The following is a 23343-nucleotide window of genomic DNA, read 5'->3' on the forward strand; positions in this document are numbered from 1 at the left end:
TTCGAAATTATGTCCCGACTGAAAGTTACCGCTGCGCGTGCTCTTTGCTGTCGTTCTTCTCAAACCAAAAATCAAGCACTTTGGCAGACATCACACGTTCTTCAAGGTACTCTACTTGATGCGGTGTAAATTGTTCTTTCCAAGAGAAGGACAACTCTTCGCACAAGCCTACGATCGTCAGTAATTCTGACCAGGCAACATAGCGTTTGTACCAGAAAAATTGAGGATGTTCAATCATATAGGGATAAAGGTCATCGAATTCCGTATGTTTACAATCCAGGGCACGTTCAAAATGAACTTTCGATCCCGCCAGCTTATCATTAAAAAATTGTTCTGTTGCAAGTTGGTTCCCCATGGTGTTGCCTCCTCTCCCTAACATAACCCCATTATAAATGAAATCAGCGGTCATGCAAAGGCATAGTTCAAAAAATAGGCCCTATTCCTTTAAAATGTCACATTTCGTTATCGTCAAATTGTACCGTTCCATCGTTCAGGGAACGAATGCGTACCAAGGCTTCTACCGGGATACCTTGTTCACGAATCGTGCGCGCACCTGCCTGGAAACTTTTCTCCACCACAACGCCGAATCCGACCAACTCTGCACCGGAACGTTCAATAATTTTGATCACTCCACGAGCGGCATCTCCATTGGCAATGATATCATCGATGAACAAAATACGGTCATTCTCATGAATGTACTCACGAGATACCATGATGTCCGTTACAATTCCTTTGGTAAAGGAAGGTACGCGTTCACAGTAAGCATCAGGATCAGCCAGAAGCGTTTTTTTGCGACGAGCGAATACTAGTGGGACCCCAAGTTCATAGGCTGCGGCAAAAGCAACCGGAATCCCTGAGGATTCTACCGTGATTACTCGAGTCACTCCACTTTCACGAAAACGGGCAGCGAACTCCCGTCCCATCTCCATGGTTAATGCAGGATCAATCTGGTGGTTCAAGAGACCATCCAGCTTCAATACCTGATCCGAGATGACAACACCTTCTTGTAAAATTCGTTGTTTCAATACTTCCATCATTTGACCTCCCAAGCCTATCCTATGAGGTAAAAGTATCATATATCTATCTATAAGTTCAAGCGAAATTGCCCAAGTGCTGTTCCTATGATGCCATTCAAGCGATTGCTTGCTATTAATTGTCATGACTTTTGTGGGTCAAGCATACCTTGTACCATGGTACCCGCATGTCCAAACTATACAGGGGCCTGAGAGGGGAAACACATGAAACAGGCATTTCGGGTGCTGCAAATCGCATTTACATACATTGGAACGGTTGTCGGAGCCGGCTTCGCAACAGGACAGGAAATATTGCAGTTTTTTACCCAGTATGGCAAATGGGCCACCATCACCATAGGCTTATCCACCATGCTCTTTGTCTGGCTAGGTACCAAAATGATGCTAATCGCTCACGATACCGGCTCCTGCTCTTATGAGGATCTGAACAAACATTTATTTGGCCACAAGGCGGGCAAATGGATCACCTGGGTGACCCTTCTCATTCTCATTGGAGTGAACAGTGTCATGCTTGCCGGGGCAGGTTCCGTTTTTGTGGAACATCTGGGTTTACATTATCAGACGGGTCTGATTGTCACACTAGTAGGTACATATCTACTGCTTGGTCGCGGTATTCAGGCCATCCTGCAGATGAATAGCATCGTGGTGCCCATGATGCTCCTTCTATCGCTGCTCATGATTACCAGCACCCTTCATCACCCAGGTGCTTCCCGATTTATAACACTGACTACTGACTCAAGTCCCCTTCAGGTTTGGCTGTCTCCACTGCTCTATACTTCGTTCAATCTCGTGTTGGCCCAAGCCGTTCTTGTGCCAGTGGGCAACCAGATTCGCAATCGAAGTGTGCTGAAATGGGGCGGAGTACTGGGTGGAATCGGCGTAGGCTTCATGCTGATGGCAGCTCACTTCGCCATGTCTGCACAGATGCCTGGCATCATTCAATTCGAGATCCCGATGGGCAGCATTGCCTTTCAGCTTGGCTGGGCGGTGCAATCTGTATATGTATCCCTCATTTTCATGGAAATATTCAGTACATTTGTAGCCGATATCTACGGGATGACCCTACAACTCAGGCAGCATATACGTGTGCATCCTCGATATATTACATTAACCATTATGCTGTTGTGTTACTCACTCAGTCAGTTTGGATTCAGTTCTCTGCTGTCCATCCTTTACCCCATCTTCGGAAGTATGGCACTGATCTGGGCTACCAAATTGGTGATGAACCGCTGGGGCGCCTTTCGTGGACGCAATAACATGTGAACCTCTGACTCATACTGAAATATCAACAAAAAAAGGATATATGCGGGTCCAGGATTTGGTAGTCTCCTGGACCTGCTTATATCCATGTTATAAGACCTGCTCAATTCATAGAAAAAGTCGAGTAATCTCGTTAGCTTGCTCAACTAGTTAATACAAAACATGTATACGCTAATCGAGAAGACAGAATCTATTCCACAAGCGAAGCAATCGTCATAAGCATCGTTTCTACTTTTTTAGATTCTAGGCCAGGCTGGGAAATTGCAAATACATTTTTTTCAGTTCATTAACGGATCTGCCCAGAGAGTAGTGTGTTTTGGCTTTTTCACATGCCGAACGGGCCAGTTCATAGCGGTAAGCCGGGTCCAGCATTACCTTTTCAAGCGCTTCAGCCAGTGCAGAAGGATCTTCTGAGGGAACAAGCAGTCCATTACTTCCGTTCTCGATCTGCTCCGGTATGCCACCTACATCCGTGCCTACAAGAGCAAGACAACTCAGCGCCGCTTCAGCGAAGACTGAACCAAAGGCTTCAGCCCGTGAAGGAAGGACAAAAATATCAAAGAAAGGCATGAATTCCTCAGGGTGCAGTGTATAGCCATAGAAAATAGTCTCATTATAAATACCCAACCGCTGTGCCAATTCTTCCAGATCAGGACGAATCGGCCCGTCTCCAATTATGTGTAATACATAATCATGACCTCTGCCTTTTAATTCAGCACAAGCTTTGAAAAGAATATCCAATCCTTTTGCCGGAACAAGGCGACATACCGTGACCAGCTGTGGTACGGCATTATCATGGGGAATCGGTTTAAATCGTTTCTCATCAAATCCATTGGGGATCACACCAATGACCTCTGGCTCCTTCACGTAGGGAGCCAGATAACGCCGGAACGAATCTGATACCGTCAAGAGGCGCTCTGCCTGGTGCTCCAACTCACCATAAATTGAAAGCAGGAATCGATGCTCTGGTCCATCCAATTCAATGCGTCCATTTAGAATTAATTCTCGTTCATAACTGGAGTGGATCGTTTGAATGAGGGGTGTATCCGGAAAAACTTTCTTCATCGCGAGTCCTGCAATTGGATGGTGGGCATGGATCAGATCATAGGGCTTCTGAATGCGCAGTTTGGTCCACCATAAATAATCACGATAGGTTTGAATATATTTTTGGACAACAGGACTATCCTTATATTCGGTCCAATCAAACGTTTCGAACTGAACTTCCTCTCTGCCCTTGTTGCGAATTCGTTTCGGCAACGAGAACAGATCCATCTCCCACCGCGGAGCTGTAAACCTCTCTTGCATATACGGAATCATCGAGGATACACCTCCGGGCTGCTCCGGAGGAAAAAAAAGCGCCTGCAGCAATTTCACCGTTAGTTTCCCCTTTCTAGCTTACGTTCTTTCAGTGCATCTACATTCATGATATATCAGAACATATGTTCAGTAAAGAACCAGAATGAGAATCCCTCTCACTGTCTTACCCTCTTGGATGCAGATCCATTTTTGGTCTGAGTACGGCTCTACTGTCCATTATGACATAGGGAAGCTTGAACATCCATATTACGTTAGACACAGCGACCCCTTCGTGAGAATTCAACTTGGATGCACCGCTCAACCAGCCTAGACTGACCAAGCTATTGTTCACCAAGTCGTATATACAACATATTCACGGAAGGTACTTCTCAGAAGCGAAAGCAATATTTCATTCGTCTCGCTCGGTTGCTGCAAGGTGTTTATCCAGTAGTCAGAATCTCAGGTAGCCGTTCCACCGGTTTCTCATATGTATTGAAACCACCCGTCTCCCCAACAAATGTATAACCATTCCGCGCATAGAAAGCATTTAAAGTAGCGTTGTTCGCTCCGCAGTCCAATCGGACCATGTGCTTCTCTGCAAACTGTATGCCGGTGCTTGACCATTGCAATATGGAACGCCCCAGACCAGTTTGGGCATATTTTCTTCGAATCGCCAGTCGATGCAGATAGACTGCGCCATCCTCGGCGTGAGCTTTTGAACCCCAAAGATGAACATCCCACGGGCTTGGCTGACGCATGAGTATGACCATCCCTGCTACGTCCGCTCCTTTATTGAATACAAACACATCCCCACGCCGGATCGCTCCTGTCGTATCATGTGAATCTTCACCTTTAAGTAAGGCGCTCCATTGGGAAGATCCTTGGCTCTGCAACCATTCGGCTGTTTCCACCAGCAGCGAGATCACATCCTCCGTATCCCCAGGCTCCGCCTGAACCGCTTGAAAACCATCGTTGATATATTCGCTACTTATCCTGAATGAGTGCATATCTTTCTCCTCCGCTTCCAAGTCTCTATGAACTAATGGTACTATACCGGGAAATAAATTTCTCGTCAAAATGCAAACAAAAAAAGGTAAAAGGCAGTTGCCTTTTACCCATCCATTCTTGCTTCATCAATAATCCGATTTTGATACAACATCGTAAGATGCAGGGTATCAAACTCCATTTCCTTTTCCAATTCCTGCATCAGTACTTCGACCAGGCTCTTCCGCTGCATACTGGTGCCGGGAACCTCGTAATCGATGTAGCCTGTCAGATCGGAAAGAGAGGTGTCAATTGTAGCTGTTCCGACGGGCAACCCGCCTCGCTCCTGAAGAAACAGCTCATATACGCGGAACTCCCGATCCTTACGCTTCAGCATGACATAACACGCTTCTTCGGCAGCTTCAATATCATCGGGGTCAGATTCATCGTACTCTTCAAGCTCCTCAGAGAAATCACGATGTATCCACTCCAGCGCCTCAAGTTCATTGCCCTGATGCCAAGTGCGAATCGTGATCGTATCGATGATATCCTCATCCAGTTCTCTAACCAGCAACTCGGCAGCGGCTTCCCGTTGATTCTCTTCGGGCTCATCGTACCAGTGTATCTCGCCCTGTGCATCAGCACCGTATTGTTTCAAAGAGGCTTCCGCAAGTTCCCGCCCATCTATATCATTAAATATATACGTCGATATACTGCGTCCTGCACTCACCATTTCCATCTCCAGAACATGATCCCGATCTTCATATGTAAACGATTCGACTTGTGATCTAGGAATTACCCGTGTTCCATTACCGTCTGTATCGTCATAGCTCACCTCGTCATGGATCATGTCTTCGGACGGCCATCCAGACTCCAGCTCAGGTTGGTGCAGAACTGAATGTAGTGAGCCACAACTGACCAGCACTTCATAATAGGCAGCTTCCACCGCATCCGCAAGAGATCGGACATAGGCATGTACTTTGTCCACGATAAGTTGCTGCTGAGTATCATCCGATAGAGACTCTTGCTCAATCTGAAGACTACCGGATAGGCGATCTCCTTCTCTGTATACGAGGAAAAGTGAGCCAGCATAGTGACCATCGAACATCACATCCTGTACTTCCCCACCTGATGTACGCAAGTCAGCTACTAATTCCACATCATGTTTCATTACCTGTCCTCCTCCATTCCTAACGTTATTCTCTTAGGATACCCCTGAAGACGGTAGATTATGAGGCTATTGTTCATTTCAAAGTTCAGATATACGAAGTACGGTTAGACAGATAAAACATATTTATGAATTGCATGTGCAACACCCTGCTCATTATTGGAAAGGGTCACCTCATCCGCAGCGGCTTTCACTTCTTCCGGTGAGTTCTCCATCGCAATGCCTTTGCCAGCAAAGGTTAACATCGTAATATCATTGAAGTAATTCCCAATCGCCATAATTTCCGAGGGCAAGACTCCCTTGGATTCGGCAAGTCTTTTGAGCGCAGCGCCTTTAGACGCTTCCGCATGCATTAGATCAATAAAGAAGTCACCACTGCGTGTCATATAATATGGCAGGTTCCAGGTGGACCATTCCTTCTGCACCGCATTCATCTGTTCTATAGGACCAAATGCAGTGAATTTGGCTAATGGTTCGGTCATATCTGCCCATTTCGGCAGTTTCAGAGGCTCTGCTAGAAAGTTGTAGTACATCTCACGTACCTGTAACTCCAGCCCATCCGGTTGATCTACATACAATCCAAAAGCCGTATTGATGTCAAAATGCACCCCATTGGCCCGGCAATAGGTAATGAAAGGCTCAAGTCCCTGTCCATCTAATGCAAAATGATGAACCACTTCACGTGTATCCACCTGTGCTGTGACAGCGCCATTATGGGTAATCACATATCCATCCAGTCCCATCTGCTCCATAAAAGGAATCGTGTTGGCCGGACCTCTGCCCGAACACAGAACGATCTCGGCTCCCTTACGGGAAGCTTGGATCAAGGTCTCCTGGGTCCATTCGGTAAGTTCATGATGATCATTCAGCAGTGTTCCATCTACATCTAATGCAATTAGTTTATAGTTCATTTTGGCTTCATCCTCATCTCTGTAGTAATCGCACCCACCGAAACCCTCCCTTCCGAGGGAGGGCCCCATAGGGCTCTGCCCTCCACAACTCCCTGCTCCGCTTCGCGAAGGACGGGAGCTGTTACTTCCGCAGACGGTCCAACTCGTCTGCGGTTAGTTCACGATAGCTTCCGATCGCAAGCTCGGAATCCAGTTCAAGTTCACCCATGGCCACACGTTTCAGATAGATTACACGTTTGCCTACCGCCTGGAACATCCGTTTCACTTGATGAAACTTGCCTTCGTGAATAATAAGCGAGATTAACGAGACGATACCTTCCTCCGTCTCTTCCTGACCAAGCACCGTCAGTTCGGCTGGTAACGTCTCATACCCGTCATCCAGCTGCACTCCGGCTTTGAAACGTTGCACATCTTCGTCATCCACGTTGCCCAACACGCGAGCTTCATACGTTTTGGGCACATGCTTGCGTGGAGATAACAGATCATGGGCAAGCGGACCATCATTCGTGAGAATAAGCAATCCCTCGGTATCCTTATCCAATCGTCCGACCGGAAACGGATGGAAGACCCGCTCTTCTTTACGCAACAGATCCAGCACCGTCTTATCTCTGTTATCCTCCGTAGCAGACACCACACCTTGAGGTTTATGCAGCATTAGATAGATCATCTCCCGATACACAATCCGCTCTCCATCGGCTTCAATGACATTAACCTCCGGGTTCACTTGTACGCCACTGTCCTTCACTGATTTACCATCCACATGGATTCTGCCTTGCTTCACCATTTTTTTGAGTTCACTTCGTGTTCCTACACCCATATGGCTTAATATTTTGTCCAGACGTAGCGTTTGTTTGCCTTTTCCACTCATACCGATGTCCACCTCCAACCTGCCGGGTATTCATTCTTCAGCACACCGTCCAGCCATTTCCCCCAGCCAGCAGCATATCCGTCCACACAGACCAGAACATACCCTTTCGCAGTTGTTCCTGCCTTGAGTACAACTCGATCTTCTTCAATATTCAACGTTTCACCCTTGAGGTACCTTACCGCTTCGCCATTAGTCGATGACAAGCTCACACTTCGACGTGCCTCGGATGCATTCAGCGCACACGCCAGCGGGTGAGAAGGTACAAATCGGCCATTCTTGATAGTACCCATAAACCACCCTGGGCGGATGACTTTCAACCCCTCCAATCGGGCCGCTCCAACAGACGACTGATACACACGATCTCCGTAACATACCGTTTCTCCGACGAACTCGCCATCCAGTTGCTCATTCATAAACGAAGTGTAGATCTCAACCGGGTCCATACGGCTTGAATCGTTTCCTCGCTTCTGTCCACGTTCCGCTCTGCGTCCACCCGATTCTTTACCTTTTTTACCTGTTTCGCTCATCCCCCTGTTGCCACGAGCATGTCTGTCATTTTTTTCTCTCGATTCGATTCGCAACAAGCGTTCCTTTTTACGATCAGCCTTGGTCATAGCAATTGAAGAAGCAGCAATAGAGCGATCCATGTTCCCTTCTGCTTCAATCCTGGACACTTCCACCACTTGTCCGTACTCCATTGCTCCTTCTTTAACTACTCCTGGTTGATCTGTCTCTAATTCTTCTCCTGCGCGATGCTGTAGTACAGCGACATAATGACCCTCTCCTTCCAAAAGGTGAGGCCACAATCTGACCGTGCCACGCGTCTGATCCAGCACAGCTTCCATCTCTTCCGTCTTCTCTGGCAACATCTGACGTACCCACTCCGGTCGACCAGAAGCGAACCCCGTCTTTTCGGGAATGTCTACAACAGCATACTCACGATTCTTATTCAGGAACTCCGCAATCATGGCTTCATTTTCTTCCGGCGCAAAGGTACAAGTCGAGTAGACCATTAGTCCTCCCGGCGCCAACAATCGTGCGGCAGTTTCCAGAATATCACGTTGCATGAGCACACATTTTTCCACTGAATGATTTTCCCATGATTTGATCATGTCTTCATCTTTACGGAACATGCCTTCACCTGAACACGGAGCATCTATTAATACTTTATCGAAATAATAAGGAAATGCGTCCGCGATACGCTCAGGCGATTCATTCAGGACGACAGCATTTCGTACTCCATACAATTCCACATTTTTGGCAAGCGCTTTAGTCCGTTCACCATGAATATCGTTCGTGACAAGTACACCCTTGCCTTGCAGCTTTGCTGCAATCTGTGTGGTCTTGCCTCCCGGAGCAGCACACAGATCAAGCACGCGATCACCAGGCTGCACCTTCAGTAACTCAACTGGAGCCATAGCGCTAGGTTCCTGTATGTAATAGAGACCTGCATGATAGTAAGGATGCCGACCCGGTTTCACACCATGAGGTACATAGAACCCTGTCTCACACCAAGGAATGGGTCTTAGTTCAAACGGAGCATTCTCCCTGAACTGTTCCCGTGATATTTTCAACGTATTTACTCTCAGCCCCGCTTGCGGGGATTGTTCATATGATTTCATATAAGATTCATACTCATTACCTAACAAATTTTTCATGCGCTCCGCAAATACCGGAGGTAGTTGTACCGCCATAATTTCACTCATCCCGTCTTGTTAAAATTGCAACTTGTTCTATGTTATCATATCCTGGCTTTGCTTTCCTATCACATCATATGTATTCCACTACAGCGTGTAATGTAGTATAATGGCAAGTAGATTGATTCCTGAGCAAAAATACGGTTTTTAATGCATATTATCCCAGACTCTATTTTTGCCAAAAACAATATTCGATATGATCGATGGGGGATGTCCAATGAAATCCAAGAAAAAGAAAAGTGCTGCGATCCTTATATTCCTGGGTGTGTTAATCATTATGCTTTCAGCCCTGGTACTGGTTAATCAGCAATCCAAGAAACAAATGGATACGGTGGAGAATGCTTATGGCATCGCTGCTTCCAAGCTCAATCCGGCTACACGGGAACTGCTCGATGATCCCAACTACCAACAAATTATTGTGCCGGCTGATCTCAAAGCCAAACTGAATAACAAGGACAGCTTCTTTGTTTATTTCTTCGCTTCCGACTGCTCACACTGCCGTGCCACAACACCTCAGCTGATGCCGCTGGTTGACAGTGAAGGCGTAGAGCTTCCCCAGTTCAATCTTCGCGAATTTGAAGCTGGATGGACCGATTATAACATTGAGTTCACACCTACACTGGTCTATTATCAGGATGGTGTCGAGAAAGATCGTATGGTTGGCGGACTCCAGGAGAATGGCAGTGACCAAGGCTATACGTTGGATGACTACAAACAATTTTTCCAAAAATATAAAGCCAGTGCCACGCCTTCAGCAAGCTAAATGATCCATCGCCTAATCGCGGTTATGTATATACTTGCTGTTATAACATAACATTCAAAAACACCCCGATCTTTCCTTCACAGGAATCGTCGGGGTGTTTCATATACATGGCTTCATACCCATGGAATGCTCATTTCAATACGATCCTGATCCTGATTCAGGTTCAGCTTCCGTCCTGTTTCATCGCTTTTATCTTCTCTTCATAGATCCGTCCTCGCGTGGGACTCCGGCGTTGTGGAATATTAGGCATCAGCTCAAGCGATCTCCTAAGTATCTCCTGCTCCAGTACCTTATCCTCAATCCCTATAGACAAGTCCCTGTAAATAATAGACTTGGCGTCTGATTCGGATAATTCCTTCACGAGATCTCTCACTTCCTGCACCAATGCCCCAAGCTCAATTCCCAGGGTCTTACTCGGATACGATTCCAGAAGATCAATTGAACTCTGTAACATCATCACCCCTCCGCGGAGATTGCCATTCCTGAAGTGGTACAGACCAACAGCAATTTGCAACAATCCCTTATAGAGAGAATCCCGTTCCCGTTCAAGCCACAATTCTTCCAGTACCTCATGGCACTCGAAATAATCCTGATCCCGATTGAAGTAGATTAAGTAGTCAATGTACAGTGGCTCATAGATGCTCATCCGGATTTTCGCCCTTTCTGGCGTTGTTCAGAAGTTCTTTCACATCATCCAGCAAGTCTTTGAGTCCTTCCATGTCGTGTCGCTCCCAGCAATCGTTGAAACGTTTCTGTGCCTCAATCGCTTCACTGACAAGGTGATAGAAGTACAGTTGATGGATAATATTCAGTGTTCTCGACACGATATTGGAATCGTCTTCGAAAGCTTTCTGAGCCTCCAAAATTTGCAGACGAATCGCAGACATCTCATTGTCCAGTATAAAAGCGGCCTCAGCCGTTTTTTTCAGCCTGGTTCTCATGTCATCCGGTAACCCTTCTCGAAACTTATAACTCAGAGAATGCTCAATGGTCGCCCAGAAGTTCATGGCAAGCGTCCGGATCTGTATCTCGGCCAATACGTTCTTTTGTCCCAGAGCCGTCTGAACAGGATACTCAATAATCATATGAAAACTGCGATAGCCGCTCTCTTTGAAATTCGTAATATAATCCTTTTCGATCAATACCGTAAGATCCTTGCGACCCCGAATATACTCGGCGACCCGACGGATGTCATCCACAAACTGACACATGATGCGGATTCCTGCAATATCTTCAATACCTGTTTCCACGTCATCAAGCGACACATTCAGACGTCTGGATTTCTCCAGAATACTGGATATTTTTTTGACACGACCGGTAACGAATTCAATCGGAGCATACTCTTCCCGTTTCTTTAATTCCGCCCGCATTGTCTTAAACTTGACTTTCAATTCCTCTACCGCTTGTTCATAAGGAAGTAAAAATGTACCCCAGTCTCTACCGTCCATGCTTATGCCTCCTGTCTCTATAGCGTCCCCTGTTCTTTTCCATTATACATGATGTTTGGCGGGGGAAGAGTCCCGAACGATTTTGCGCTCTTCCTTGCTTCTATACCTTCATTCCGGGGGATTCACAACTCTTGTTAACGATGCTCTGCACCAACAGCTTCAGATATATGACGATAACCATCCTTGCGCAGCAGCTCACGCAGCCCGGCATGAATACGTCGATTCACCTCAGGTCCTTCATAGATCAATGCGGTATATATTTCGACCAGACTTGCTCCTGCCTTAATTTTCTCGTAAGCATCCTCACTTGTGAAAATGCCCCCTGAACCGATAATCGGAAGTTTCCCTTCGGTCTGACGATAGATCTGGCGTATAATCTCCGTCGAACGGTCACGCAAAGGTTTACCGCTCAGACCTCCAGTTTCCTTCGCATGTTCGTGGGAAAGCCCTGTTCGACTGATCGTGGTGTTCGTTGCAATGATACCCGCCACGCCGCTATCCGCAATCGTACGAACCATATATTCAAGTTCCTGATCGTTCACATCCGGTGCGATCTTCACCAGTACGGATTTGACCGCTCCACCCGCGCGCGCGTGCTGTGTATTCATCTCATTCATGACCGTAGCGAGCAGTTCCTTTAATTCATTCCCATGTTGCAGATTACGCAAATCCGGTGTATTTGGTGAACTGATATTGACCACGAACAGATCTGCATAATCGTATAGTGCCTGAATGCACTTTGAATAGTCCAGATGAGCTTCCTCATTAGACGTTGCTTTATTCTTACCGATGTTAATAGCCACCGGAATACGACGCTCCTGAAGACGCGCAAGCTCACTTGCCATGGCTTCAGCTCCGAGATTATTAAAGCCCATTCGGTTCACCAAAGCTTCGTCTGGAGGCAAGCGGAACAAGCGCGGCTGATCGTTACCTGGTTGTGCCAGTGGCGTCACCGTTCCCACTTCCATGAATCCGAATCCAATGGAGGAAAAGCCCTTTACGGCCTGCCCGTTTTTATCCAGACCCGCAGCCAGACCAACAGGTGTTGGGAAATGACATCCGAACATGTCAACAGCCAGATCAGACGTTTCACGCACACCGTACATGACACGTAGTCCTGAAGGAACCGGACGGATACTGCCCACGCCACTCAGGCCGCCAATAATCAGATGATGCGCCTGTTCAGGGTCCATTTTGAACAACAAAGGTTTAGCGAGACTTCTGTACAACATATCACTCACTCCGTTCTGGTCCGGGTACGCCAAAAAAAGCCGCTTTCCGTCTTTTCATATGTAAATAAACACTCTACACACAAGTTTATCTGTTTCTCCTTCAAAAGGAAAGTAGTTTGCGCATAGACAGCTCGAATCGAATGATGCAAAATGCTCACAAGAAATCCACCCGCCTACTGGAAATGACGAGTTGAATTCTTTACAATGAGAGCATGGTTATTCTACACCATTTCTATTCCAAAAAGGAGGAACAACCCATGGCTCCCAAACGTAAACCACCTACGTTACAGCAAAAGAAAGAAGAAGTGAATCGCAAAGCCATTATATGGACAGCAGCTAGCGTAGGCGGTTTGATCATTATCATTAGTGCTCTTATTATTATTGCAAACATGTAGATGTTCCAACTGATTCAACCGATTCTACATACAAGCCGTTATGTATTCCATTTTATTACGTTTACAACGGATAGGTTACCCGCTCAGTTCAGCCAGTGATATGTCTTGTTTGGATTATTTTGCTTAGGAACAAGCGTATGCTGATAACGTTGCTTCGCTTCTGGAACTAGCGTTACCTCTGGCAGCACATCTTCTCCGATGCTTACCGGCGTGCCTTGCGGGGCGAGAGCGAATAATTCTTCTACATCTGCTGTGCGCATTCTCACACATCCAAGGGACTCATCCAGTCCGATGCTGTCTGGCTCGTTGGTCCCATGGATGGCATAATTCGTATCCGAAAGTTGCATGCCCCTGCTTCCGAACTCACCGTTCGAGCGTCCGTTTGGATTGACTACTTTATCCGAGATAACAAAGGATCCTTCCGGTGTTCGATCACCACCAAGTCCCACATCATACATACGAATAATGGTATTCCCGCTAATCAATGCAAGTTTGTGTTTATCCTTATCAATGACAATCTCAAGCGGTTCCTGTAGAAAAGGCTGGCCTCCCAGCGTATCTTCAAAAGCAGCAGTTGTACCCAGAGAAGAACTCGAATTCGTCGGAACGTTCTCTTGCCCACTCGCTTTGCCCTTTCCTGCTTGCGGCTTCCTTTGATGCAGGGACAACAATTGCGGGAACATCTTAGTCATCCCCGGTGCAGTCTCTCCCAAGATATTATTGGGAAATGGCTGGGCCATTTGAGTCACGCTCTTGGGCCAAGCACCACTTTGTTTGTGATAAGCCACTATTGCACTCGTTAAAGATGCGGCGGCTTCCTGCTTGGCTGTCCACGCCAGTGCCATCTGTTTAATTTTCGGTGATACTTCAGGAGGTTCACAGTTACACTGTTTGGCATCATAACTCTGTGCAGTTAATTTCCCGCTCGTATTGGTCTGTACAATGTATTTCACAGGCATATTTCGCTTCCATAAAGACCAGTCATCCGAAGTTTGCATACCCAATACAGCCGAGGTCTCTACTTTCGGGCCAGACCCGGACCAGGCAGCTGCGAGCGCAGCCTCTCCATAATTGTCTCCACCAAACCCCGCAGCGGTGAACACATTGCTCGGCGGAGTTTTTGCTGTCACGACCTGTTGATCATCTGTTTCAGATTCAGCGGTGTCATCCGTGGATTCCAGTGCCGATGACAGTGCATCGGCTGCTTCACGACTGAAACCCGGAGCATCTGCGGGTGGAAGACCTGCCAGAACTAACAGCATCAACAACGTAAGCCACATTTTGCGTACACGATGTTTCTTCTCCTTTTGCTCAGACATCTCAACCAGTTTCTCCTGATAGTCTACCCAGATGTCAGTGGGAGCTTTACTGCGTTCAAATGCTTCGTACACCTCGCCCGCTTGCTGAAAACAGTAGTTAGCCTTGGCCTCCTGCCCTTCGCCCAAATACTCCTTCCCCAGCAAATACCAGGCCATTTTATTATCAGGGTGTTTCTTGACATACGTTCTTAGATGAGTATTTTGCATCCAATCCTCCACCATTTCGCCTTTTTCCGTATATATCGGCATATGTATCCGTTAAATTCATAGGACTTGAGTACTCGGTAGAAAACAAGTTTTCGACACCAAGCGTGTCCCCCAATTATTGCTTGCATGTTGCAGAGCACGAAAAAAAGCACGTTCCCTTGTCATAAAGACAAAAGAATGTGCTTTGATGTTAACTAATGTACATATATTAGCCTTCTTTATTGAAAGGCTCGTCCGCTACTTTGATGGAATCTGTAGGGCAGCCGTCGCATGCATCCTGCATATCGTCAAACAAGTCGTCTGGAATCGCTTTGTTCCCTTTGTTGGAATCTCCGTCAAAGATTACTTCTGCCAAACCTTCATCATCGTAATCATAGATGTCTGGAGCCGTTGCTCCACAAGCGCCACATGCGATGCATGTGTCTTTTTCTACCCAAGTAAATTTACTCATTTACATTCTCTCCTCCTAAAAATACGAACGTACAGTGTTTTTATCTAGAAACATATTAAACTAAAGTAAGAATAATTACAAATCAATTTGCAACCATAAGTCTTTATTATCCCTTATTTAATCCAGACATTGCAAGTTATCTTTTTGCAGGGAAGTGCCTCTCACTTTATGATTGCGAAGCAGCACTGACGGATCATCTCCGAGCATCCCTGCGGTCACCACAGCATTCTCACCGAATTTATCACGCAGCTGATCCATAATTCGAATCAGATTGTCCTTCTTGGGCTTCTGTTCATATTCGAACAAGTCCATCTGCACCGCGGATTCTTCTCTTGGAATCAAGTTTTGGAGTGTAATCCCCAGCATCCGTACAGGCTTGCCACTCCCCCAATGCTTCGCAAATAATTGACAGGCTTCACGATAAATGACCGTCGCATCCTCCGTAGGAACTTCCATTAGACGCGATCGGGTGATGGTCTTCATATCCGGTGTGCGAATTGTGATCTGAAGCCCTTGGCTGAGCATTTCGTGCTTGCGCAATCTTCGGGCGACCTGATCACTTATATTGAGAAACACCCGATGAATCTCGTTCATTTCAGATACATCCGCTGGTAAAGTCGTCGTATGTCCGATGGATTTATTCGCTTCCCGCTCAGCATGAACAACAGAATGGTTAATACCGTTCGCAGAATTTTTAAGCCAGGTTCCATTCACTCCGAAAAGTTCGGTCAACATCTTCTCATCCGATTTGGCCAATTGACCGATCGTTTCAATACCCAGTTTTTTCAGCTTTTCAGCTGTCTTTTTGCCAATACCAAACATCTCGTTGCATGGTCTGTGCCAAAGAATCCGGGGTACATCCCTCATGCGCAAAATGGAGATGCCGTTCGGCTTTTTCAGATCCGAAGCCATTTTCGCCAATAGTTTATTGGGTGCTATCCCAATGGAACAAGGCAACCCCAGTTCATCCTTGATTCGACGCTGAATACTCTCCGCAATCTCCATTGGATTTCCGAATTGCCTTGAGCCTGTAATATCCAGATAACATTCATCAATAGACGTTGCTTCAAGCTGAGGGGTATAACTATAGGCAATCTGCATGAAATTCCTTGAATATTGGCGATAGAGGTGAAAATCGGGACGAATCACGATCAGATCCGGGCACTTTTTCATGGCCTGATGTACAACCATACCTGTTGAGATGCCTCTATTACGTGCGGTATAAGAACAGGTTACAATCACACCTTTGCGAAGTTCACTGCTACCCGCAACCGCTGTTGCTTTTCCTCTATATAAATCCGGTTCCTCCGCTTCATGTACAGAGCAGTAAAAAGCATTCATATCCACATGCAGAATTACCCGTCCGGCTGTAGGATAGTATTGATCCACATTCGCTGGAGGATTGCCGTCTGAAGACATCATGAACCTCCGCCCTTTCATGCACACTAATTAATGAAACGAATTTTCTTTCTTCTATAGTATAACAAACCCGTTATATAAATTCAGTCGCGGGCTTTTATTTTCTGCGAGATCTGATCAGAGACCCAATAACCAGCCAACCTACGCTCACAAAAAGAATCAAAGTGAGCAAGGCAATTATCGTATTTTCCCATACAAAAGTCAAAATCAACTCTCCCCTTCTTCCATATATTTCAAATATAAATCAAAAACTTATTATAACATAACTAGTGGTTACGAATGACATCCTCTTTATTGCTCTAAAATCCTATAATTGTTACATGAAACTGCGATTTCTATGTAGCATTTGGCTATAATGGTGCTATAATAATTAATTATACAAATTCACGAGTTTGGGACAAATCAACGCATCGAGTTTAACACAGTGTAGCGTTACAGAATCGAAGGATTTGTCCACTAATGTACTTCATGCTTTTTCCAACTAACCATTTAAACTTTAAAAAAGCGCTTCATCTTAAAGGAGGATCTTCATGTCAAAGGCCATTTCCATCTTCGATACGACTTTACGTGATGGCACACAAGGGGAGGGTGTCAGCTTATCGGCAGATGACAAACTCAAGATTGCCAAGAAGCTCGATGACCTGGGTGCCCATTATATTGAAGGCGGAATACCCGGCAGCAACACCAAGGACATTGAATTTTTCAAAAGAGTCAAGGAGTTGAACCTGAACGCCAAGGTCGTTGCCTTTGGCAGCACACGTCGCAAAGGTAGCATCGCCAGCGAGGACGCTAACCTGAAGCGCATGATTGAATCAGGTGCCCAAGCTGCCACCCTGGTGGGTAAATCATGGGACTTCCATGTGCATACCGCTTTGCAAACTACACTGGAAGAGAATTTATCCATGATCTATGATTCCATCGCCTATCTGAAACAGAATGGCATGGAAGTTATTTTTGATGCAGAGCACTTCTTTGACGGATTCAAACATAATCCGGAATATGCTCAGGCTGTGTTGACCAAGGCTCACGAAGCCGGAGCGGACTGGCTCGTCATGTGTGATACGAATGGCGGAACCATGCCGCACGAGGTGCATGAGATGGTGTCCACGCTGTACAGAAGCCTGCCTCACGCACATCTTGGCATCCATACACATAATGATTGTGAACTGGCTGTCGCCAACACACTCAGCGCTGTACAAGCCGGAGCCCGTCAGGTTCAAGGTACAATGAACGGTTACGGAGAACGTTGCGGTAATGCCAATCTCGCCTCCATCATTCCGAACCTGCAACTGAAACTTGGCTATGAATGTGTCACTGAGGATTCCATGAGACAGCTTACGAACGTCGCTCGTTATGTCAGCGAGATTGCCAATGTGAACATGCCGATCAATCAGCCTTATGTTGGCAATGCTGCTTTTGCTCACAAAGGCGGCATTCATGTCTCTGCCATCCTACGGGATTCCCGTACCTACGAACACATTGTGCCCGAGCTTGTGGGTAACAAGCAGCGTGTTCTGGTCTCGGAACTTGCCGGACAGAGTAACATTGTATCCAAAGCACAGGAACTGGGGCTGGAGTTCGATCCAAGCAGTGCCAATTCACGTCAGATTATTGAGAAAATCAAAGACCTGGAGCATCAAGGTTACCAATTTGAAGGGGCAGATGCATCACTCGAATTGTTAATTCGTGAGGCCAATGGAGATATGAAAGAACTGTTCACTTTCGAATCGTTCAAAATGCTTGTGGAGAAAACGGCTGGAAAACCCGTTGTTTCTGAAGCTTTTGTTAAAGTTAATGTCGCCGGAACAAGCGCCTATACCGCCGCTGAGGGCAATGGACCGGTTAACGCACTTGATAATGCACTTCGGAAAGCTTTGGTACAATACTACCCTTCCCTTGCCAACATGCATCTCTCGGATTATAAAGTGCGTGTGCTCGATGAAAAGGATGCTACAGCTGCCAAAGTGCGTGTATTGATTGAATCCAAGAACACCGAAAACACATGGAATACTGTGGGTGTATCGGAGAACGTTATTGAAGCAAGTTGGGAAGCACTCGTACACAGTTTCCGCTATGCGTTGCTTCAGGAGAAGCTACAGGACGAGCCAGGTTCACTTCCGATCCCGGCTCACGGGTTGAGCAACCATTAAGCTTATTTCCCGGAAAATAAAAGAAGCTTCTGCATCCATGGTTCATGGGTACAGAAGCTTCTTTTATGAAATTGGCAATCTAATTCGCAACCAGTTCTTTAATCTTGCGTTCCAGTTCTTTCTCTGGCAGGATTCCCAGAATAATCTCCTGGATCACGCCTCTGGAGTCAATTAGGACATTGGTTGGAAAAGCCACCCCATTGTATTGCGCATATACTATCCCCTTCTCGTCAATTGGAATAGGGAATGTCAATTGGTACTCATCCACAAAAGCTTTGGCATCTTTGAGCTTATCGTAAGATGTTACGTTAACTCCGTACATGTCAAGCTTATCCTTGTATTTTGCGGCCATTCTGTTCAGTTCCGGAGCTTCCTGCTTACACGGCTCGCACCAGGATGCCCAGAAACTGACGAACGTGGCCTTATCTTTGGCGCCGCCTACACCGTATGTCTTCCCATCCATTGCTTTCAGAGAAAAAGCCGGTGCCAGAAGACCAGCACGTGGTCCCGTCTCCGTAGGCATGGGTTCATCCTGCTTAAATACGGTGTCAATCCCGTCACCCGTATTCCGGGCTATTGTAATACTAACAAGCAAAATAACACCGAGGAGTATGTATTTATTTCGTTTCATAACCCGCCACCCTTTTATATAATTAGCCTATTGAAACTGAAACCGTAATTTCTGTGCATGCTAAATGTTCATCGCCACTGCAATCCATAATCGGAACATTGGCTCACTACTATACTTTTTAACATCGCTCTCTTTAACATTGTACCCTTTTCCTTTAAAATTTTACAATTCGAATCACACAAAATAAAATAAAAAAGGACCCCTGCCTAAGCAGGAGCCAAAGAGAGAGGGGTGAATACAAATGGCAGCACTTCACGGGCAGCAAAACACCTTCTACATCCCTACTTCCGTAGAACAAGAGATGTCAAAGCATATGTTCCTTATGCTGCCGCAGGAAGCCTGCGGGGTTGTGCTGGGTCAAGCCGCAGCGGGCGGTATACGAATCAGTCGGTTTCAGCCCATTCGTAACGTAGCACCTGACCCGCTGCACCACTTTGTGCTGGACAACGCTGAGTGGATACGATCTATATTCTCCGAACCTGCCCTAATGGGCATCTTCCATACTCATCCATACACAAGGCCAGTGCCCTCCTTGGAGGACATACAAGCCCTTCCGGCGTTTGCCGGATTGCTCAAGATGTACCTTATCGGCTCACCTTGTTATCCAAACGGATTACGACATCAGATGCATCTGAATGGATATCAGATTGAATCTTCAAAGGAACAACAGGATCAGACACCCCACTCTATCCCATTCCCTACCTACAATCTGCAGCCTGTTTCATTATGCGTGACTTAGTTGGGTGTACAAGTCACCCAATGTCTCCACATTTTTTCGCGTCATATCCTCAAGATAACAGGACCATAACTGCGCTGTCATCTTCGCATCTTCCAGCGCGTGGTGACGCCCATAGATCGGAATGCCTCTGGATTCCAGCAATTCATCCAGCCCATACCCCGGCCTGTTCGGTTCAAGCCAGCGGGCCAACATCATCGTATCAATTAAACGATGCGTCAGTCTCACCTTCGAAGTCCGCCACAGCGCGGCATTCAGGAAAGCACGGTCATGCGCACTTGCGTGTGCGACCAGAACACTTCCGCCAACAAATGACATGAAATCATGCAGTCCCTCCAGCAAAGTAGGTGAATCCAGAGTCATCTGCTGTGTAATGCCTGTCAGTTCAGTAATATGTTCCGGAACAGCAGTTTTGGACTGTACTATCGTATGGAACTGCTCCTCTTCCAGCACCACGCCACCATGAATTCGGACTGCACCAAATGAAATAATTTCATCTCCATGCTGGGGAGAGAATCCTGTCGTCTCCAGATCAAATACAACTGCTTTCAGCTCATTCAGGGGAGTATGCAGTACCTCGGGTCTGCGTTGCTCTCTCATCATGGAGCGGATAAACGCCATGTGTTGCGCCGTAGGGGCTCCCATAATGGAAGCGATGGCGGAAGGAACCCCTCCCTGACGCAGCGAATTCCAGAAACCTGTGTTGCCCCTTGCCGGCTCTCTCATGGACGTCTCCTTTCTGCAAAACGCAACTGTCTTTGCAAAGCACGATGCACTCTTCGTACCAACCCGAGCGTATCCCTGAGTTCATAATGGACCTGCTTCTGTTTCATCTGTTTCTCATCCAGGAATCCACTGCTATGTTGCAGCTCCCGCTGAATAACAACCGGCGTACTTCTCCGAAGCTTCAGAGCAGCTATGAAGGCCCGCTGGCATGCATCCAGTAATGTAAACGGAACGGCTTCAAGCGAGGTCAGTCTCTCCATTCGTTTAAGCGTAGACGACTCTTTGATCCCATGCTGCAAAGCCAAATACCTTGCACTATTTACCAGTGGAATGTATACACCATACTTGACATCAAATCCGCCTGCATGTTCACCGAATCGCTCTGTAACCACACGTCCGAGTACATTTAATGTAGCTTTATGTTTGACCGTATTACGAAGCACTGCATCGGATAGTTCAGGAACCCGTTTGAACTGTTCATAAAAACTCGTGATCCATTCTTCCGCCAGGCTTGGCTCCCCTGCAACAAAACGCATATCTGAAGCAATAATCAGATTACGAACCGGCTCCCAATTCAGATCCGAGCTCCAATCGGTTAATTGTTGCTTCCATGACTCCAGCGTTTTTCTCCAGAGTGGCTCTGAGCACATGACTTTGCCTTCACACTTGGGATAACCAAGCTCTTCCATCATGTCAGCCATTCGTTGTCCAAGCTGTGCAAAATATTCCTCTTTTCCTTCATGCGGAGAATCACTAATGATCATGCCATTATCTTGATCGCTCCATAACGTCGCTTCTTCCCTGCCCGAACTTCCAAATACGATAAAGGCATAGGGGACGGGAGGTTGGCCGAAGCCTTCCTCAACCATCCCCTGTATGCATAACTCTATTGCTTTCCGTGCAATCCGGTCATGCAGTTCATTTACCGTTTGGTACCACTCGATCAGCGACAAGGAAGCGGACAACCATTCATGGAGCTCATTCTGTAAATTCACACGTGCCTGGCGCAGTTCTTGAGAAGACACCGCACCATCGATTCCCTGATAAGACCAGGAATGGTTTATAAGCGAGATGGGTTCCATCATGTCCAGCCTCCTTGAAGCATGTTTCAGCATTTTTCACCTCAGGAGCTGAACGTACCGCCACCCGATTTAGAATCTGCATTCTTCATTTGCTCAGGATATCCGTAAGTTCCGTGTTCACTAATATCCAGTCCCATGGTTTCTTCTTCTTCAGTAACACGGATGCCCATGATGGCTTTCATTCCGCCCAGAATAATGAAGGACATAACCAGTACGAAAGCAAAAGCACCTACCAGACCTAGAAGCTGTACACCCAATTGGTGGAATCCACCGCCATAGAACAGACCTGCTTGACCTACACCCGCATGTTCAGCCAGTTCAGGTGTTGCGAACAAACCTGTGGAGATGGCTCCCCACATACCAGCGACACCGTGTACGGAGAAAGCGTAGATTGGATCATCAATGCCTTTACGATCAAAGTACTGTGCTGTGAAGAATGTGATGATACCTGCCAAAGCACCAATGACGAGAGCTGCCCAAGGTTCAACGAATGCACAAGCCCCTGTAATCGCTACGAGTGCCGCAAGCACACCGTTTAACATGCTAGGAATATCGGACTTGCCAAGAACTGCCCAGGAGATCAACAGTGCAGCAACACCACCAGCTGCAGCAGCTACGTTAGTAGTCAATGCAACATAACCAAAGAATCCATCATCCAGTGCAGTTAATGTACTACCTGGATTGAAGCCGAACCAACCGATCCAGAGGATGATAACCCCGAGTACGGAATATACTTGGTTGTGACCTGGAATGATGTTAGGTTTGCCGTCTTTGTTGTATTTACCGATACGCGGTTTCAACAAGATGGTAGCTACCAATGCTGCAGTCGCACCAGTCAAGTGAACAACCGTCGATCCTGCAAAGTCTTGCATACCCAGCTCAGCCAACCAGCCGCCGCCCCATACCCAGTGAGCAACAACCGGATACATAATAATGGTATAAAGTGTACCGAATACAATATATACGCTCATCTTTGCACGTTCAGCCATACCACCGCAGGCAATAGCCAGAGATACCGCCGCAAAGGCGAGGTGGAATACAAACTTAACAGTCAATGGAACATCTGAGAAAGCCAGTGATTCGAAGGAAGCAGCCATTTGGTCACCACTCAGGAAGAACCCTGTTGTTCCGAAGAAGCTGTTACCATTACCGAAACCAAGACCGAAGCCCAGACCCCAGAAGGCAATAACTGAAATTCCCAATGTCAGGATTGTTTTACCTGCAATGTGTCCTGCATTCTTCATTCGTGTAGAACCCGCTTCAAGTAAAGCAAATCCCCCTTGCATCAAGAACACCAGCACTACAGCCAGAAACGTAAAAGCTGAGTTCAGACCACTTTGAAGTTCGATGTTAGTCGGCCCCTCCGCAGCTGCGAATGCACTGACCGGGAATGCGAATAAAGTAAGCATTGCTAACATCAAAACCATCCATTTCTTTCTCATATACCCCACTCCCTCTTATGTTAAGTTTCTTCACATATCGTGAAACTCTTAATGCCATTATAAGCAGAAGAGAGGAAAGTTGACAAGAGTATTTTCATCAAATCTGAAAAATATTTCTGGGAATAAA

Annotated in this window: 23 protein-coding genes; 5 read left to right on the forward strand and 18 right to left on the reverse strand. The window is 46.6% G+C overall.

Annotated features, from left to right (window positions below; translation table 11 throughout):
- Nucleotides 1-25 precede the first annotated feature (25 nt).
- Nucleotides 26-355: a hypothetical protein gene (locus tag C0Q44_RS28895; RefSeq protein WP_105410587.1), complete on the reverse strand. Its 330-nt coding sequence runs from the start codon at nt 353-355 to the stop codon at nt 26-28.
- Nucleotides 356-452: 97 nt separating this feature from the next.
- A complete protein-coding gene (locus C0Q44_RS28900; RefSeq protein WP_105410588.1) occupies nt 453-1034 on the reverse strand; it encodes a xanthine phosphoribosyltransferase in 582 nt (193 codons plus the stop codon).
- Between the two features lie 204 nt (nt 1035-1238).
- Here C0Q44_RS28900 and C0Q44_RS28905 point away from each other — a divergent pair, with 204 nt between their 5' ends.
- A complete protein-coding gene (locus C0Q44_RS28905; RefSeq protein WP_105410589.1) occupies nt 1239-2294 on the forward strand; it encodes a YkvI family membrane protein in 1056 nt (351 codons plus the stop codon).
- A gap of 240 nt (nt 2295-2534) precedes the next feature.
- On the opposite strand, the gene C0Q44_RS28910 is transcribed toward C0Q44_RS28905, so the two are convergent.
- From C0Q44_RS28910 to C0Q44_RS28935, 6 genes are all read right to left on the reverse strand, one after another.
- Nucleotides 2535-3665 carry a glycosyltransferase family 4 protein gene (locus tag C0Q44_RS28910; RefSeq protein ID WP_105410590.1) on the reverse strand — a complete coding sequence of 377 codons (1131 nt, stop codon included), beginning with the start codon at nt 3663-3665 and terminating at the stop codon, nt 2535-2537.
- A 362-nt stretch (nt 3666-4027) separates the two neighbouring features.
- Nucleotides 4028-4594, reverse strand: coding sequence for a GNAT family N-acetyltransferase (locus C0Q44_RS28915; RefSeq protein WP_105410591.1), 567 nt, complete (start codon nt 4592-4594; stop codon nt 4028-4030).
- A gap of 104 nt (nt 4595-4698) precedes the next feature.
- The gene (locus tag C0Q44_RS28920) at nt 4699-5742 is read right to left on the reverse strand and encodes a hypothetical protein (protein ID WP_105410592.1); all 1044 of its coding nucleotides are present in this window, start codon (nt 5740-5742) and stop codon (nt 4699-4701) included.
- Nucleotides 5743-5846: 104 nt separating this feature from the next.
- Nucleotides 5847-6650, reverse strand: coding sequence for a Cof-type HAD-IIB family hydrolase (locus C0Q44_RS28925; protein ID WP_105410620.1), 804 nt, complete (start codon nt 6648-6650; stop codon nt 5847-5849).
- A gap of 121 nt (nt 6651-6771) precedes the next feature.
- Nucleotides 6772-7518 (reverse strand): pseudouridine synthase, encoded by a 747-nt coding sequence (locus C0Q44_RS28930; protein ID WP_105410593.1) that lies wholly within the window; start codon nt 7516-7518, stop codon nt 6772-6774.
- Complete coding sequence (locus C0Q44_RS28935; protein ID WP_105410594.1) at nt 7515-9212, reverse strand: RsmB/NOP family class I SAM-dependent RNA methyltransferase; 1698 nt, start codon at nt 9210-9212, stop codon at nt 7515-7517. The genes C0Q44_RS28930 and C0Q44_RS28935 overlap by 4 nt, the downstream gene beginning before the upstream one ends.
- Before the next feature lie 220 nt (nt 9213-9432).
- Between C0Q44_RS28935 and C0Q44_RS28940 the strand changes: the two genes are divergently transcribed.
- Nucleotides 9433-9978 carry a thioredoxin family protein gene (locus C0Q44_RS28940; RefSeq protein WP_105410595.1) on the forward strand — a complete coding sequence of 182 codons (546 nt, stop codon included), beginning with the start codon at nt 9433-9435 and terminating at the stop codon, nt 9976-9978.
- A 163-nt stretch (nt 9979-10141) separates the two neighbouring features.
- On the opposite strand, the gene C0Q44_RS28945 is transcribed toward C0Q44_RS28940, so the two are convergent.
- The 3 genes from C0Q44_RS28945 to C0Q44_RS28955 form a co-directional block, all read right to left on the reverse strand.
- Nucleotides 10142-10624, reverse strand: coding sequence for a DUF309 domain-containing protein (locus tag C0Q44_RS28945; protein WP_105410596.1), 483 nt, complete (start codon nt 10622-10624; stop codon nt 10142-10144).
- Complete coding sequence (yjbM, locus tag C0Q44_RS28950) at nt 10611-11426, reverse strand: GTP diphosphokinase (protein ID WP_105410597.1); 816 nt, start codon at nt 11424-11426, stop codon at nt 10611-10613. Before yjbM ends, C0Q44_RS28945 begins: the two co-directional genes overlap by 14 nt.
- 134 nt (nt 11427-11560) lie before the next feature.
- Nucleotides 11561-12658: a quinone-dependent dihydroorotate dehydrogenase gene (locus tag C0Q44_RS28955; protein ID WP_105410598.1), complete on the reverse strand. Its 1098-nt coding sequence runs from the start codon at nt 12656-12658 to the stop codon at nt 11561-11563.
- A 257-nt stretch (nt 12659-12915) separates the two neighbouring features.
- Here C0Q44_RS28955 and C0Q44_RS30455 point away from each other — a divergent pair, with 257 nt between their 5' ends.
- The gene (locus C0Q44_RS30455; protein ID WP_181151219.1) at nt 12916-13053 is read left to right on the forward strand and encodes a hypothetical protein; all 138 of its coding nucleotides are present in this window, start codon (nt 12916-12918) and stop codon (nt 13051-13053) included.
- 83 nt (nt 13054-13136) lie between these two features.
- Here the strand turns inward: C0Q44_RS30455 and C0Q44_RS28960 are convergent, their stop codons facing one another.
- The 3 genes from C0Q44_RS28960 to C0Q44_RS28970 all read right to left on the reverse strand — a co-directional run bounded on the left by C0Q44_RS28960 (nt 13137) and on the right by C0Q44_RS28970 (nt 16449).
- The gene (locus tag C0Q44_RS28960; protein WP_105410599.1) at nt 13137-14579 is read right to left on the reverse strand and encodes a L,D-transpeptidase family protein; all 1443 of its coding nucleotides are present in this window, start codon (nt 14577-14579) and stop codon (nt 13137-13139) included.
- Between the two features lie 208 nt (nt 14580-14787).
- Nucleotides 14788-15030, reverse strand: a complete 243-nt coding sequence (locus tag C0Q44_RS28965; RefSeq protein ID WP_105410600.1) for a ferredoxin — start codon at nt 15028-15030, stop codon at nt 14788-14790.
- Between the two features lie 117 nt (nt 15031-15147).
- Nucleotides 15148-16449, reverse strand: a complete 1302-nt coding sequence (locus C0Q44_RS28970) for a DNA polymerase IV (protein WP_105410601.1) — start codon at nt 16447-16449, stop codon at nt 15148-15150.
- Between the two features lie 530 nt (nt 16450-16979).
- Here C0Q44_RS28970 and cimA point away from each other — a divergent pair.
- Nucleotides 16980-18599 carry a citramalate synthase gene (gene cimA, locus C0Q44_RS28975; RefSeq protein WP_105410602.1) on the forward strand — a complete coding sequence of 540 codons (1620 nt, stop codon included), beginning with the start codon at nt 16980-16982 and terminating at the stop codon, nt 18597-18599.
- 79 nt (nt 18600-18678) lie between these two features.
- Here the strand turns inward: cimA and C0Q44_RS28980 are convergent, their stop codons facing one another.
- Complete coding sequence (locus C0Q44_RS28980; RefSeq protein ID WP_105410603.1) at nt 18679-19230, reverse strand: TlpA disulfide reductase family protein; 552 nt, start codon at nt 19228-19230, stop codon at nt 18679-18681.
- Nucleotides 19231-19471: 241 nt separating this feature from the next.
- Between C0Q44_RS28980 and C0Q44_RS28985 the strand changes: the two genes are divergently transcribed.
- On the forward strand, nt 19472-19969 hold the full coding sequence (locus tag C0Q44_RS28985; protein WP_105410604.1) for a Mov34/MPN/PAD-1 family protein: 498 nt from the start codon (nt 19472-19474) through the stop codon (nt 19967-19969).
- Here the strand turns inward: C0Q44_RS28985 and C0Q44_RS28990 are convergent.
- The 3 genes from C0Q44_RS28990 to C0Q44_RS29000 are packed head-to-tail and all read right to left on the reverse strand — an operon-like array spanning nt 19955 to nt 23216.
- A complete protein-coding gene (locus tag C0Q44_RS28990; RefSeq protein WP_105410605.1) occupies nt 19955-20692 on the reverse strand; it encodes an exonuclease domain-containing protein in 738 nt (245 codons plus the stop codon). The two genes, C0Q44_RS28985 and C0Q44_RS28990, sit on opposite strands and share 15 nt — an antisense overlap.
- Nucleotides 20689-21774: a DUF294 nucleotidyltransferase-like domain-containing protein gene (locus C0Q44_RS28995; RefSeq protein ID WP_105410621.1), complete on the reverse strand. Its 1086-nt coding sequence runs from the start codon at nt 21772-21774 to the stop codon at nt 20689-20691. Before C0Q44_RS28995 ends, C0Q44_RS28990 begins: the two co-directional genes overlap by 4 nt.
- A 41-nt stretch (nt 21775-21815) precedes the next feature.
- The gene (locus C0Q44_RS29000) at nt 21816-23216 is read right to left on the reverse strand and encodes an ammonium transporter (protein ID WP_105410606.1); all 1401 of its coding nucleotides are present in this window, start codon (nt 23214-23216) and stop codon (nt 21816-21818) included.
- Nucleotides 23217-23343 lie beyond the last annotated feature (127 nt).

Origin of the sequence: Paenibacillus sp. PCH8, assembly GCF_002968835.1 — a bacterium.
Taxonomy (GTDB): Bacteria; Bacillota; Bacilli; order Paenibacillales; family Paenibacillaceae; genus Paenibacillus.

What these genes read in the sequence shown, in the direction of transcription:
- C0Q44_RS28895 (WP_105410587.1), bottom strand. Translation starts at nt 355, where the DNA reads ATGGGGAACCAACTTGCAACAGAACAATTTTTTAATGATAAGCTGGCG.
- C0Q44_RS28900 (WP_105410588.1), bottom strand. Translation starts at nt 1,034, where the DNA reads ATGGAAGTATTGAAACAACGAATTTTACAAGAAGGTGTTGTCATCTCG.
- C0Q44_RS28905 (WP_105410589.1), top strand. Translation starts at nt 1,239, where the DNA reads ATGAAACAGGCATTTCGGGTGCTGCAAATCGCATTTACATACATTGGA.
- C0Q44_RS28915 (WP_105410591.1), bottom strand. Translation starts at nt 4,594, where the DNA reads ATGCACTCATTCAGGATAAGTAGCGAATATATCAACGATGGTTTTCAA.
- C0Q44_RS28920 (WP_105410592.1), bottom strand. Translation starts at nt 5,742, where the DNA reads ATGAAACATGATGTGGAATTAGTAGCTGACTTGCGTACATCAGGTGGG.
- C0Q44_RS28925 (WP_105410620.1), bottom strand. Translation starts at nt 6,650, where the DNA reads ATGAACTATAAACTAATTGCATTAGATGTAGATGGAACACTGCTGAAT.
- C0Q44_RS28930 (WP_105410593.1), bottom strand. Translation starts at nt 7,518, where the DNA reads ATGAGTGGAAAAGGCAAACAAACGCTACGTCTGGACAAAATATTAAGC.
- C0Q44_RS28935 (WP_105410594.1), bottom strand. Translation starts at nt 9,212, where the DNA reads ATGGCGGTACAACTACCTCCGGTATTTGCGGAGCGCATGAAAAATTTG.
- C0Q44_RS28940 (WP_105410595.1), top strand. Translation starts at nt 9,433, where the DNA reads ATGAAATCCAAGAAAAAGAAAAGTGCTGCGATCCTTATATTCCTGGGT.
- C0Q44_RS28945 (WP_105410596.1), bottom strand. Translation starts at nt 10,624, where the DNA reads ATGAGCATCTATGAGCCACTGTACATTGACTACTTAATCTACTTCAAT.
- yjbM (WP_105410597.1), bottom strand. Translation starts at nt 11,426, where the DNA reads ATGGACGGTAGAGACTGGGGTACATTTTTACTTCCTTATGAACAAGCG.
- C0Q44_RS28955 (WP_105410598.1), bottom strand. Translation starts at nt 12,658, where the DNA reads ATGTTGTACAGAAGTCTCGCTAAACCTTTGTTGTTCAAAATGGACCCT.
- C0Q44_RS30455 (WP_181151219.1), top strand. Translation starts at nt 12,916, where the DNA reads ATGGCTCCCAAACGTAAACCACCTACGTTACAGCAAAAGAAAGAAGAA.
- C0Q44_RS28960 (WP_105410599.1), bottom strand. Translation starts at nt 14,579, where the DNA reads ATGCAAAATACTCATCTAAGAACGTATGTCAAGAAACACCCTGATAAT.
- C0Q44_RS28965 (WP_105410600.1), bottom strand. Translation starts at nt 15,030, where the DNA reads ATGAGTAAATTTACTTGGGTAGAAAAAGACACATGCATCGCATGTGGC.
- C0Q44_RS28970 (WP_105410601.1), bottom strand. Translation starts at nt 16,449, where the DNA reads ATGTCTTCAGACGGCAATCCTCCAGCGAATGTGGATCAATACTATCCT.
- cimA (WP_105410602.1), top strand. Translation starts at nt 16,980, where the DNA reads ATGTCAAAGGCCATTTCCATCTTCGATACGACTTTACGTGATGGCACA.
- C0Q44_RS28980 (WP_105410603.1), bottom strand. Translation starts at nt 19,230, where the DNA reads ATGAAACGAAATAAATACATACTCCTCGGTGTTATTTTGCTTGTTAGT.
- C0Q44_RS28985 (WP_105410604.1), top strand. Translation starts at nt 19,472, where the DNA reads ATGGCAGCACTTCACGGGCAGCAAAACACCTTCTACATCCCTACTTCC.
- C0Q44_RS28990 (WP_105410605.1), bottom strand. Translation starts at nt 20,692, where the DNA reads ATGAGAGAGCCGGCAAGGGGCAACACAGGTTTCTGGAATTCGCTGCGT.
- C0Q44_RS28995 (WP_105410621.1), bottom strand. Translation starts at nt 21,774, where the DNA reads ATGGAACCCATCTCGCTTATAAACCATTCCTGGTCTTATCAGGGAATC.
- C0Q44_RS29000 (WP_105410606.1), bottom strand. Translation starts at nt 23,216, where the DNA reads ATGAGAAAGAAATGGATGGTTTTGATGTTAGCAATGCTTACTTTATTC.